This window comes from Bacteroides mucinivorans (genome assembly GCF_034654355.2).
Classification (GTDB): Bacteria; Bacteroidota; Bacteroidia; order Bacteroidales; family Bacteroidaceae; genus Bacteroides; species Bacteroides nordii.
On the sequence record NZ_CP178179.1, the window covers coordinates 5,163,658 to 5,176,773 of the forward strand.

9 protein-coding genes are annotated in these 13,116 nt (G+C 41.0%); 6 read left to right on the forward strand and 3 right to left on the reverse strand.

Features of this window, described 5'->3' with window-relative positions; translation table 11 throughout:
- Positions 1–2: 2 nt before the first annotated feature.
- The 3 genes from VCM39_RS19580 to VCM39_RS19590 all read right to left on the reverse strand — a co-directional run bounded on the left by VCM39_RS19580 (position 3) and on the right by VCM39_RS19590 (position 7,197).
- Positions 3–1,835 (reverse strand): hypothetical protein, encoded by a 1,833-nt coding sequence (locus VCM39_RS19580; protein ID WP_322933235.1) that lies wholly within the window; start codon positions 1,833–1,835, stop codon positions 3–5.
- Entirely contained in the window at positions 1,828–4,581 is a 2,754-nt protein-coding gene (locus tag VCM39_RS19585; RefSeq protein WP_322933234.1) for a glycosyl hydrolase, read from the reverse strand. Before VCM39_RS19585 ends, VCM39_RS19580 begins: the two co-directional genes overlap by 8 nt.
- A gap of 87 nt (positions 4,582–4,668) precedes the next feature.
- Complete coding sequence (locus VCM39_RS19590; RefSeq protein ID WP_322933233.1) at positions 4,669–7,197, reverse strand: glycoside hydrolase family 88 protein; 2,529 nt, start codon at positions 7,195–7,197, stop codon at positions 4,669–4,671.
- Positions 7,198–7,556: 359 nt separating this feature from the next.
- Between VCM39_RS19590 and VCM39_RS19595 the strand changes: the two genes are divergently transcribed.
- The 6 genes from VCM39_RS19595 to VCM39_RS19620 all read left to right on the forward strand — a co-directional run bounded on the left by VCM39_RS19595 (position 7,557) and on the right by VCM39_RS19620 (position 13,113).
- Entirely contained in the window at positions 7,557–7,952 is a 396-nt protein-coding gene (locus VCM39_RS19595) for a hypothetical protein (protein ID WP_255586231.1), read from the forward strand.
- Between the two features lie 65 nt (positions 7,953–8,017).
- A complete protein-coding gene (locus VCM39_RS19600) occupies positions 8,018–8,986 on the forward strand; it encodes a hypothetical protein (RefSeq protein ID WP_413544812.1) in 969 nt (322 codons plus the stop codon).
- Between the two features lie 1,260 nt (positions 8,987–10,246).
- Entirely contained in the window at positions 10,247–10,441 is a 195-nt protein-coding gene (locus tag VCM39_RS19605; protein ID WP_195660559.1) for a hypothetical protein, read from the forward strand.
- Positions 10,442–10,824: 383 nt separating this feature from the next.
- Positions 10,825–11,298 carry an arginine repressor gene (gene argR / locus VCM39_RS19610; RefSeq protein WP_221651168.1) on the forward strand — a complete coding sequence of 158 codons (474 nt, stop codon included), beginning with the start codon at positions 10,825–10,827 and terminating at the stop codon, positions 11,296–11,298.
- Between the two features lie 36 nt (positions 11,299–11,334).
- A complete protein-coding gene (locus VCM39_RS19615) occupies positions 11,335–11,892 on the forward strand; it encodes a GNAT family N-acetyltransferase (protein WP_002559039.1) in 558 nt (185 codons plus the stop codon).
- 15 nt (positions 11,893–11,907) lie between these two features.
- Positions 11,908–13,113, forward strand: a complete 1,206-nt coding sequence (locus VCM39_RS19620; RefSeq protein WP_221651169.1) for an argininosuccinate synthase — start codon at positions 11,908–11,910, stop codon at positions 13,111–13,113.
- Positions 13,114–13,116 lie beyond the last annotated feature (3 nt).

Genomic DNA, 13,116 nt, shown 5'->3' on the forward strand with positions numbered 1-13,116 from the left:
TTTTATTCTCCAAGATAATAAGATGGTACTGGTGCCTGCGGATATCCCATACTGCGATGAGCCACATAGCTACGATAGAGTGGATCCTGCATAAGCGTAATACGACGATCCTTTGCCGGAATAACAGTATGGTAAATGCGTAACTCCCCCGGAAGTGCAGTAATTAACTCTTCACGCCAATCTCCTTCCATATCGGCCATCATCAGAATATCTCCCTCAATACCTCTGGTCAGATCTTCACCTTTCCACTTCCAGATACTCTGTTTCTTACCATTGGAAGAAGAGCCTGCTCCCCAACGATTATCATCGCCACGAAAGGTTTCACGAAGCAGATCGGCATCCCACCAGATCCAATTACGACAGCCCGGAATCTCTTCACGGGTCACATTCAGTTTCTTTCCGTCTGAAGTCAACAAATACTTATCAGTACTCCCTCCTTTGCGGTCTTCACTGGCAAAGCACTCTAAACCGGGATATTCCGGATCAAAATCGGTTACCATACCATCACCTACGTGGTAAGTTGTATGCCCAATGTCCCATATTAATTCTCCGGTACGGGCACTCACAACAGATACCCCACGTCCATCTTCTTTTTTGGGTTCACTCACCATGAATACCTGTAATCCTTCCATATCCGGATGTAATTTACACAAATAGGCCTTATCGCTATGTCCTAATCCCGATGACCAGAGTAAAGTCCCATTATCATCAAGCATACAAGAACCCAACAGTATCTCATCACGCCCATCACCGTCTACATCTCCCGTCACCATACTATGAGCTCCCATACTACGCACAACCGGATTTTCTTCGTCTCCATCCCAACGCCACATACGTTGCAGCTTGCCATCTTTTAATTGCCAGGCGTCTACCACCATCAACTTATAAGTACCACGGGCAGCGAGTATACAAGGCGTTTTCCCATCCAGATAAGCCACTCCCATCTGGTTACGGTTCTGTCGGATCAGATTGCCATAACGATCATTCCGCTCGGGCCAGTCTACACGATCAATTTCTTTGCCAGTCATTCCATCCAGCACAGACAGATATTCACTACCACCACAAACACGTCCTTTCTCATTTTTTACAAAATCAGAACCGGCTGTTTTTATAGCAATTTCAGCTTTACCATCCCCATTAAAATCATAAACAATAAAAGGAGAATACCAGATACCAGGCTCAATACCAGGGCCCATATCGTAGGTCCAAAGCCAGGTACCATCATTCAGATAGGCAGATATCTTATACGTTTTTCCGGTAGTATCTCCCGGCATACCCGGATCTACATTGGTTTCAGGTGTACGGATAATGTAATCATAAGCGCCATCGCCATTCAAATCGGCTAAAGCAATTTTACCAGCCTTCGCATTATCTTTCAGCCGGATAGAAGTATAATTAGTACATTTCCCAGCTTCAACCTCTACTCTTTCGGATGCAACAGGTGTAAGCCCTTTTACCACGGGTACTACCCAATAAACCGCCTTTTCCTGTACAGGAGCATTATCAATAAAGTCGCAGGTTTGCATCACAGGTTTGTTAGTGAGACGGCGTTTCTTGCCATTTACTTCCCGATAAACATGAAAGGCGGTAGCAGGAGTATCTGTATTCAATAGCCGCCAACTAAGGTAAACCCCTTTCCCGTCCCGGGAAGGAGCGACATAAAGTCCGCGATTCAAATGTTCCGTAATCCGCTCTTTAGCAAAACCCTCCACCAGTGGTTTGGGCTCATGCCGCGGATCAAGTATCTCATACATATATTGCCGCTCGCGAGGGTCCTGTGCATAAACAGCAACTACAGCAGACAAGAAAAATATCAAAGCAAAATATTTATTCATAATAAAAAGTCCCTTTCTTCATTGGAATTACTTTCACCGGGCCAATCAATCCACTTGGCACAGGTTCCCAGCCTCCATATCCAGTTTTTTTATAATCCAGACTTACAATATTGGCATCTTTAAAAATACGCCAGGGTATTTCTTTCCGGTCCATATCCGCAATGCGGTTGGCAGGTAAATTAGTCACTTCTACCTCCAGGATATTTTCACCGGGACAAAGATATTTACCTACCAGGCAACGATAAGGAACTGACCACAATGTGGCAACGTCCTTTCCATTAATACGAATACGAGCGCTCTCACGCACATCACCCAAATCGAGCCTCCATTCAGGAATCGAAAGATCGTTCAGATTAAATTTGAATGAATAAGAGGCTGTTCCCATTGTATTCTTTACTTCTGCTACCGGAAGTTCAGTCCATGAACCCAACGTTACCGAATCAGGAGCAGCCGAAACAGCCGGAATGCTTTCTACGAAGCGAAAACCCCATTTACCCGTCAAAGTCAATCCATCGGCTTTTGGCTCGTAATATCCCCATGCAGAAGCCTGTACATCGGCATTCGTAAACGTTTTCAGCAGGATTGATTCTCCGGATGCTACCTGTAAATACACCTCCGTACATCCATTCTTCTGACGCAAAAGGGCCTTTCCACTCTCTCCGTTCACAGGATTATAGATCAGGGCAGATGTAGCCTGAACTCCCAAAGGTATCCATCCTTCCGTATCTTCTCCTTTCAAGGCAGAAATAAAATAATGATATCCATCTTCGTTTGTACGACGGATACAACTCAAACCATAAGTTGTCTTCATCCTTTCGGGTTGTACACCTGTTTCCGCCAATGTGCGGTCATAATCCGTTCCAAACAAAATACGCCCTTTACGCAATTTGTCTTTTTGTGCCATCAATTTCTTAAAAGCAGCACGACGTTCATTCAACCGGGCATATCCGGGAACATCTTCCGGATATTGCTCCAGAAACACAATAGTAGCTCCCTCATCTGCCAAACGGAATAATTTGGCAAGTACATCATCCGGCATCAGTTTCGCGCCCGGAATGAGTAACGCCCGATACACGGTACCTCCGGAGGTAACTAATTTCCCACCCATACAAGTAAGACTGCGTATGAAGTTATCGGAAATATAATCCAAATCATAACCTGCATTATAAATACGATGAACTGCATCGATAAAACGGGGCGCACGCTTTGCCATTTTATGAATATCAAACATCAAGAGACGTCCGTCCTGCTCCTGCCACATATCATATACAGGCAGATATACCAGAAAATCATTATCAGGTTTCCCCATCTGCAGAAAACTCTGACAACGGGTTATATAATCAAAAAATGCCGGAGCATCCCGCCAGATATTATTTGTAGGACTCATATCAACGGAAGCATAGAACTTCCATCCCGGCCATACAGCCTCAACAGGCGAATAAGTGGTCCCATGAAAATAGGTGTGATTTACCCCTGAGATAAACATCAGATCAATATCCGGCTTACACTGAGAAAGTGACGTACGAAAATGTTCCGTCAGCCAGGTAAATGTTTCAGACGAAGTAAATGGTTTACCGGCAATATGAGCAGCCGAAGAAGCATATTTCAGCATCGACAAGTCTGAATCGTTAGGACGTGTTAATGAATCACGGCGTAAACCACGGATTCCAAAATCAGAAATACCGAAGCCCTCGCATTCGGGAACATCTACAGTGGTATACAGATCTATCAGATTACCAGGTGAGCCATGTGCCTGATTACGTGTTTTGGAGCCGTGTGAATATGCCCATTCTGTCCATTGCCGGGTAAAGTTCTCTAAAAGTAATTCGGCAATCGTCTCCCGGTAGTCAGAAATAATCCGGGAAACCATATCCGTACGTTTATCCGACAAGAATTCCGGAAGATGCTCTTCCAGTTTATATCCGCGCCGTGCAGCAAATTCGTCAAAAAGATTCTCAGTCCAATCCGCCTTATATACTTCGTAAGAATCATTGAAGAAGTTATGCGGATAAGGTGCTCCTGATGCTTCAAAGGCACGTTCAAAACGATTCAGATAATTTTTCACAGCCCGGCCGGACAAATGATCCATCACGTATCCCTCTCCTCCGGGAGCAGCGCGCTTCACTTTCTGGAATGTCTTTCCGCAAAAGGCAGCTATCAATTGCCAGTTTCCTTTGGGAGCTTTCCATTGCAAAATACCGTCTTTCACTTTAGACGTCAGGTTTATGCATTTCCCTTTATCAGAAAAAGCCATCAAACGGCTTAGCTTAGCATAGGCACGTTGCTTCTCGTCAGCAACTTCTATTTTCTCTTTCAGTTGTTCACCACCCTGCAATGTATATTCCGATACGAAAAGCTTGCAGGCAGCGTCTTCTATGGTTACCTCCGGGCCTCCGAAAGGCCACCCGGTACCGGTATTCATATCAATCTGCATACCCAGGCGATTCGCTTCACCCTCAGTATATTGCAGCATCTCCATCCAGTGAGAAGAAAGAAATGGAATATCATTTTCATCATTTCCTTTTACTCCATAGATAGGAGTTATCTCCATCGTTCCCATTCCCGCTTTCGCATAAGCATTCAGATTATGAGTCAGATTTTCTTTATCTACGGCGCTTCCCATCCACCACCAACGGGCAGCAGGTTTCGATTCAGTGGTTATCTCCGGCCAACTTATTGTTTGTGCCGCTGCAAAAGGGCACAATAACCAAGCCAGTAACACTATTCTTATTTTTTTATCCATCATCCTAAGTAATGCATCACAATTAAATGATTATTTAGCGGGGTATTATTTATACTAATTTTAAATCAGTACTCATCTTATTTTTATCACCTACTCTCCCAGTTCGATACATCCCATGACAAAAGGGCCCGTAGCTTTGGCATCGTTATCACGCATTTTCTCTCCGATATAATATTCAAAGCTACCATCCCGGTACGGATGTCCTCCCAGACCACCTACCTGGCAACAACGCGTCAGCGTAAGTGTACCATCAGGATTCTCAATAAGCAGTTTGTCTTTCAATCCCTTAAAAGCTTTCTCCGCTACCTCTCTGTATTTCGCATCAATATACCCTTTATTTACCGCTTTTGCATAAGCATACATACACTGTGAAGTTACAGATGCTTCCGGGAAATTGCCTTCACGCTTCGGCTGATCAATCACCTGGTACCACAAGCCGGCCTTATCCTGGTATTTAGGAAGCGTATCGGCAAGCCCTTGTATCCAGCTTATCATATCGGCACGTCCGGGATGATTCTCCGGAATATAGTCCAGAGCATCCACCAAAGCCATAAACCACCAGCCGATACTGCGCCCCCAGAAGTTAGGTGAATGTCCCGTTTCCGGATCTGCCCAACGCTGGCTTTTACTCTCGTCCCAAGCATGATGATACAAACCCGTTTTAGCATCATAAGTATGCTTGTGACAAAGTGTAAATTGTTTCACTGCCTCATCTATCCACATCGGTTGATTGAACTCCGCCCCATATTGTGCCAGAAAAGGTGAAGCCATATACAAACCATCCAACCATATTTGGTGCTGATAAATCAATTTATGCCAATATGCACCCTCCAGTGTACGGGGATGGTTCTTCAACTGTTTTATTAAAAGGTCCATTGCCATTTTATACTTTTCCTTACCTGTCTCACGATAAAGATCAAATAGCACTTTACCCGAATTAATGTAATCAAGATTATAAGTAGACACATCATACAGATGGATTTGCCCTGTTTCATTTATCAGCGAATCCGCCCATGCCTCTACATAATCAAAATAGCGTTTCTCGCCTGTCTGTTTCCACATTCTTAGCATAGCGCAACAACCTACTCCCTGTGCATAGCCAAAAAACAAACGCTTTCCATGATCCAGTTGATAAGCCTTCGGGAACCGGCGCATCTCAGAATCAGCAAACCAGCGGGCATACGTATCCGGAGCAAAATGATCCGTACGGAAAGGTACGGCCGGGAAACCGGCTTTATTATAAAGATTCACACGGAAAAAGTTTCCGTAACCATAACGCACGGCTGTAGGCTGAGGAACCTCAGGAGCATAGAGTTCTACCTTATTCCCCTGGATCATTGCCGTTGCCGGATAAAAACGAGCATCTGGACCTGAAATAAAGAAACCTTTTACAGGGGTATCATCAGGGGTCTGCAATCCACTTTCTGCATAATCAAAAGTAAGTGTAACTTTTCCCTCTTTCACTTTCATATTCTTATAAAGCGGACCGGAATAAGCCCCCTTTTTACCATATTGTTTAGCCAAAGCCCAAGCTGCCAGACGTTCCCCTGTCACCTTTTTATTACGCGGATGAATATCGGTAGAATCAGCAGCATCTGTAATTACCGCCATACCCACATTGCGCAAACCACTCTGCCAGGTATTCAATTGTGCTTCACGAATGCCAGCAGGTTGTTTATAATGTGGAGCAATCTGCACAAAATAAAAAGGCATATCGGCCTGTCCCCATTCCTTACGCCAACTATTAATAAGGTTTGTAAATACCTCCTGATACTTTTCATAACGAATGGAATTAGATTCTCCCTGATACCAGATATTCCCTTTTATTGTATAACCCAGAATCGGAGCAATCATACCATTCCACAAGGTAGCCGGTACTTTACATTTATCTTTTTCACGTTTCACATTTTGCACGGCAAAATCTTCCAGAACATCAGAATATAATGGGTTATTTTTCATAACCTCCATCTTCGTCCATGACTCAGCATGTGTACCTCCCCAGGTAGACTGGATCAACCCAACCGGTATTTGCAATTCTTTATAAAGTTTACGCCCGAATGTGAATCCAACAGCCGAGAAATCTTTTAAATTCTCCGGATTACAAATCACCCACTGCCCCACACAATCCTCTTTTTCATCCTCAGGCGCAAGTTGGTGCTCTACATGAAAAAGTCGAATAGAAGGATAATCAGCATCTTTCATTTCTTCTGCTTCATTTATCATCCCCGTTTTCCATTTAACTTTAGGATCACGTGCCACCGGAAATTCCATATTAGACTGTCCCGTACAAAGCCATACTTCACCTATTAATATATTATGTATGGTAATCGTGTTTTCTCCTTTCACAATCAGTGTCTGATTATCCATCACACCAGGAGTTTTCAACTGTAGTTCCCAACGTCCGTCAGCAGGTGTCTGCACCGTATAATTTCTTTTATCCCAGGAAGGAGAAACAGTCACCTGTTCACCCGGACGGGCTTTTCCCCAGATATTCACCTGAGTTTTTTGTTGCAACACCATATTGTCTGAGAAAATAGAAGGAAGCGTTACTTTACCTTGTACCGGAAACGAAACAACATATAAGAATAGAAGTATAAAGTACCAAAACTGCTTTTTCATGTGCTTTTGATAGTTTAAGAAAATTAATGGATTTATTGATGATGCAAAAATAGGCAGAATCATCCAAAGTATTGATCTGTTTTTTGACTGTAATCTTAACCTTTTTGTCGTTTCATCTCAAAAATTACTTGTCCGTAGAATATCTCTACTACATATTCATTTTTCTATAAATCAACCGATAGGCTTTATTTAAAATACAAAAAAAGTTAAAGGCCATAAGAAATCTAAGTAAATAAAGTTACCTTTGAAAAATCCTTAAAACAAATGCTATGATTAAGGTGGTTTTACATAAAATAATTTATTGGAGTATAATATTAATCCCAATACTCCGAGCAAATTCTTTGTTTGCCCAAGTTCCAGTGATATCAATTCCTCAACCGGCAGAAATAGGTCGTTTCGATAACTTCCACCAAACTTCTCCCCAAAAGACACCTGGCATATCATCTTCCTGTGATGCCTTGATTCAAAGGCAAAATGAGGCCATCATACGTGAGGTAAAAGAAAACGAACGTAGAAGAGCAGCCATCAACCGCAAATATGCTATTCAGAAATACATGAAATCCAACTCGATCCCTTTACCGGATTTTTCCTCAGTTCCCGGTTCAGAATGTTTTCAAAGTGCCCGTGAAGAGATACTTGAAATGCTTGAAGGCAAAAAGGAGATGAGTCTGAAAAGAGCCGTATTCGTGACGGAAAACGCTTTTTTCGGGAATAAAATGAAATATAAGAGTTTGATGCAGCCATTCAGAATCTAAAACACATTTGTCTGCTGAAAATGCAGGAAGAAAAATTAGATAAGAATGACGGGTTAGCAAAATTAATGATGATCTTTCGTATTCTGTCGGAAGTTATCGAAGTCAAAGAACCCGGTAGTGAAAAAACAATCATTCATCACCCGATGAAATATGACTTTGAAGATTATCGCGCAGATGTTAACACCAGTAATTACATGGTATCAAAGCTTTTAGCCCAAAATACAGGACAGTGCCATTCCATGCCTTTATTGTTTTTGATTCTTGCCGAAGAGTTGGAAATAGAAGCTTTCTGGTGTTTTTCACCGAGCCACTCTTTTATAAAATTCCAAGACAAGCAAAACCGTTGGTATAATATAGAGCTAACTCAAGGTGCTGTTGTCACAGATGATTTCTATATGAATAGCGGTTTCATTAAATCCAAAGCTATACAGACAGGTATTTATCTGAATCCACGGACTATGAAACAGACTATTGCCCATATTCTCAATGACTTGTCTGCTTATTACATTTCCCGTTATGGCTATGATCATTTTATAGAAGAAAACAGCAATTTAGTTTTGCGCTATTCTCCTTCTGATTTAACGGCTTATCAACATTATGCAAACATCTGTACTGTACAAGCTCTATATGTTATTAATAATTCGGCCAATGCGGGGTATAGTAGAGATCTTGTAGAACCTCGTGCTGTAAGTTTTGGAAATTATTTGCGAAGTACCTACTCATTGTCACCATTGAGAGAACAATATGGTTACATAAAAGGAAATTTCCACCAATTTGGAGGAAATGAAAAAATATCAGGCTTTGCTACACTAAGCAATAATTCCGATAAAACAAGTTACGGTTTTAGTTATACAAAAACCACAACAATTGTTAAGAGTTACAAGAAAAATTTCCAGGGTTTAAGAGTACCTGATAAGACAAGAAAGGAAACTACTACTCATTATATGATTGTGTCTAGAGATAAAAACAATAATGTCTCTTTTCAGACATATAATAGTGAAGAAGAATACAGAAACGCAACCTCCAATTGGTAGATTATGAAAAGATATGAAACAAATAAGATACTCGGATTGATAACAATATGTATTAATGTACTGTTGTTTTTCAAATCTCTCTATTTGCATTTTGCATATAATTTCACTGACAAATTGTTTTTGTTTATGTATCCGAATTGGGTCTTATTGATAAACGCTTTGCTTGGGATTATTGGAGCTTATATAGCACTACTTCTATTCAAGAATATGATTGGAATTAAATTGTTTTTGATTGTAACATTAGTATTGTGGTTTATTTCTTTATCGAATTATTTTCTCTCAATGTATTGGAAAAAGTAGCAAGTTTGTGCTTTGGTCTGCCCAAAACTGATTGAATAGTTTAAATCCCGTTGGTCTAAAAGTGGCTAACCGGATTTTTTACTGTATTTTAGGAATACGCCTGCAGGACAGGCAGCATGGTCTTCTATTCCTACCCATGGAGGAAGAAACCCTACAGGATATCTACAAAACCTTCCTGGCTAAAGAACCGGGTCATCCGTATAAGAAACTTCTGTACCAACGGAACAGTGTAATGTTAGGGCTGATGGTCTTCTAGGGATTAGACAGCGGTGATCTGGAACGATTGACGGTCAAAGACATCAACCTGAGGGAAGGCATTGTTTACATTGCAACATCGAAGAATAATGCGGCAAAAACGCTCAGACTGAAATCTGTTCAGATACTCTCTATTAACCACTACATGACCCATACAAGGCTCAGCTGAATAAAAAACAGGAAACTACAGAACGGTTCTTTATCAAAAGCAAAGTCAATGACCTGGTATCAACTCTTGTAACCAGGCTTAAACAACAGCATCCTGAAATCCGCAATCCAAGGCACATCCGTTCGTCGGTCATTATGAACTGGCTGAAGAAGTACCACATCCGTCAGGTGCAATACATGGCCGGGCATAAAAGGGTTTGTTCCACCGAACGTTACAAGCGGGAGGACCTGCACGATTGGACATTGCAACTTCAAAAGTACCATCCGATCAGACAAATCGGCCATACAATCTGACAAACTCCTGCTTTTTTCTTTCAAATGAAATCAATTGAAAAGAAAAAATCTTATCTTTGAAAGTCAGAGAGAGTTAACGGGTTATGTTTTCATATCGAAAGACAGATTAAGAAAAATACGTTTTGATATCAACTCCACATGGGGATGCTCCCCATATTCATTTAGAAATCTTTAAAAATAGAAAAATGCAATACCAGGAACTCATCGTATATACCCTCAATAAATTTAATAAGATCAAAAAACATGAAAGCTATTTATAATAACATGAAATTTATAATCAAAAATGATTTTCCAGAAATAGGTACATATTTATATGTTTTTGAAAAAGGTAAATGCATTGCGGATTACTTACAGGACGACAGTTTATCATGTAAAGAATTTGCACTAGAAAAATATGGAGTTCCTATGGATATTTGGCAAGAAAATGAAGACGATTAAAATCCAAGATATTTTCCACTCAATCAAACAGGCTTTATTTTGCACTCAAAATCATTTTTGTTTTATGTTAAGATGTGTTTCAATGACACCTTTTGTTTTTCGGTCGGGATTTTTTTTGATTTGACGACACATCGTATATATCCCTAATCAATAATTCAATAAAATTGAAAATATAGAAGCTGTTTCCAAGAAGCCTAAGACAACTTTGCAATCTTCTATATTAGTTATATCGCTATACTCCCCCCTCCCTTCCAGTGTTTATTAAAACCATTTTTGAATAAATTCTGCTTTCATGTATAAAAAGAATAAAAAAGTTTGGTTTTATGCATCAAATCTCCAAAATATTGCATACTTTTGCGCCATTCTTAGAATAATTATACAAGATGAAAAAGAAAGCAAACCGATTAGATGCTATTAAAATGATTATCTCGAGCAAAGAGGTAGGGTCACAGGAAGAACTTCTGCAAGCACTTGCCGCTGAAGGTTTTGAATTGACTCAGGCTACTCTTTCTCGCGACCTGAAACAATTAAAGGTAGCCAAGGCAGCCAGCATGAATGGTAAATATGTGTATGTATTGCCCAATGACATCATGTATAAACGCGTAGGTGACCAAAGTGCCACTGAGATGTTAATGAACAATGGTTTCATTTCCCTACAGTTCTCTGGCAATATTGCTGTTATCAAAACACGTCCCGGATATGCCAGCAGTATGGCTTATGACATTGATAACCGTGAGTTCGGAGATATTTTAGGTACCATTGCAGGAGATGATACTATCATGTTAGTACTGCGTGAAGGAGCTGAACCTAAAATGGTGCAGAACTTTTTGTCGCTCATCTTCCCGAATATACAATAATCATATAACAATATACTCGACACACGAATTAAAGAAATGGAGACTCAAAAAATAGATGTGATGGTAGCCGACGCCTCACATGAGGTTTACGTTGACACTATTTTGGAGACAATTAAAAACGCAGCGAAAGTGCGCGGAACAGGGATTGCAGAACGTACACATGAATATGTTGCTACCAAAATGAAGGAAGGCAAAGCTATTATCGCCCTTGAAGGAGAAAAATTTGCAGGCTTTACTTATATTGAGTCATGGGGTAACAAACAATATGTAGCAACGTCAGGCCTTATTGTACATCCCGACTACCGTGGATTGGGACTGGCAAAACGTATCAAACAAGCCTCTTTCAAACTGGCTCGCTTACGTTGGCCATGGGCTAAGATATTCAGTCTGACCAGCGGTGCTGCTGTAATGAAAATGAATACAGAACTTGGTTATGTACCTGTAACATTCAATGAGCTGACTGATGATGAATCATTTTGGCGCGGTTGCGAAGGTTGTATCAATCATGACATACTGGTGGCAAAAAACCGTAAGTTCTGCATCTGTACAGCTATGCTTTACGACCCCGAAAAACATAAAGAAGATATTATATAAATAAGGAGATATATCATGGAACAGAAAAAGAAAGTGGTAGTTGCATTCAGCGGAGGATTGGATACCTCATATACTGTAATGTACCTGGCCAAAGAAAAAGGCTATGAAGTATATGCAGCATGTGCCAATACAGGAGGTTTCAGTGACGAACAACTGAAACAGAATGAAGAAAACGCCTATAAATTGGGTGCTGTGAAATATGTTACACTCGACGTAACACAAGAGTACTACGAAAAGAGCTTAAAATACATGATATTCGGAAATGTATTGCGTAATGGTACTTATCCCATCTCTGTCAGTTCAGAGCGTATTTTCCAGGCACTTGCCATTGCCCGTTATGCAAATGAAATCGGTGCGGATGCTATCGCTCATGGTTCTACCGGAGCCGGAAACGATCAGATTCGTTTTGATATGACTTTCCTGGTACTTGCACCGGGTGTGGAAATCATTACACTAACCCGTGATATGGCATTGAGCCGTCAGGAAGAGATTGACTATCTGAACAAAAATGGTTTCAGTGCCGATTTTACAAAACTCAAATACTCTTATAACGTAGGCCTATGGGGAACCTCCATCTGTGGTGGTGAGATACTGGATTCTGCACAAGGATTGCCCGAAACAGCTTACCTGAAGCAAGTTGAAAAAGAAGGTAGCGAACAGTTACGCCTTGAATTCAAACAAGGAGAACTTCATGCCGTAAACGGAGAAGTATTTGAAGACAAGATTGCCGCTATTCAGAAAGTGGAAGAAATTGGTGCCGCTTATGGTATTGGACGTGACATGCACGTTGGCGACACAATCATCGGTATTAAAGGCCGTGTTGGTTTTGAAGCTGCCGCTCCTATGCTGATCATCGGTGCTCATCGTTTCCTTGAAAAATATACATTGAGCAAATGGCAACAATACTGGAAAGATCAGGTAGCCAACTGGTATGGCATGTTCCTTCATGAAAGCCAGTATCTGGAACCTGTGATGAGAGATATTGAAGCTATGCTACAGGAATCACAACGCAATGTGAACGGTACGGCTATCCTTGAACTCCGTCCGCTCTCTTTCTCTACCATCGGAGTAGAATCTGAAGATGATCTTGTAAAAACAAAGTTTGGTGAGTACGGTGAAATGCAAAAAGGCTGGACAGCCGAAGATGCAAAAGGTTTCATAAAAGTAACTTCCACCCCACTACGCGTTTATTACGCAAACCATAAGGACGAAGAAATTTAGTCC

Coding starts and splice junctions, on each gene's coding strand:
- VCM39_RS19580 (WP_322933235.1), bottom strand. CDS start 1,835: ATGAATAAATATTTTGCTTTGATATTTTTCTTGTCTGCTGTAGTTGCT.
- VCM39_RS19585 (WP_322933234.1), bottom strand. CDS start 4,581: ATGATGGATAAAAAAATAAGAATAGTGTTACTGGCTTGGTTATTGTGC.
- VCM39_RS19590 (WP_322933233.1), bottom strand. CDS start 7,197: ATGAAAAAGCAGTTTTGGTACTTTATACTTCTATTCTTATATGTTGTT.
- VCM39_RS19600 (WP_413544812.1), top strand. CDS start 8,018: ATGATGATCTTTCGTATTCTGTCGGAAGTTATCGAAGTCAAAGAACCC.
- VCM39_RS19605 (WP_195660559.1), top strand. CDS start 10,247: ATGAAAGCTATTTATAATAACATGAAATTTATAATCAAAAATGATTTT.
- argR (WP_221651168.1), top strand. CDS start 10,825: ATGAAAAAGAAAGCAAACCGATTAGATGCTATTAAAATGATTATCTCG.
- VCM39_RS19615 (WP_002559039.1), top strand. CDS start 11,335: ATGGAGACTCAAAAAATAGATGTGATGGTAGCCGACGCCTCACATGAG.
- VCM39_RS19620 (WP_221651169.1), top strand. CDS start 11,908: ATGGAACAGAAAAAGAAAGTGGTAGTTGCATTCAGCGGAGGATTGGAT.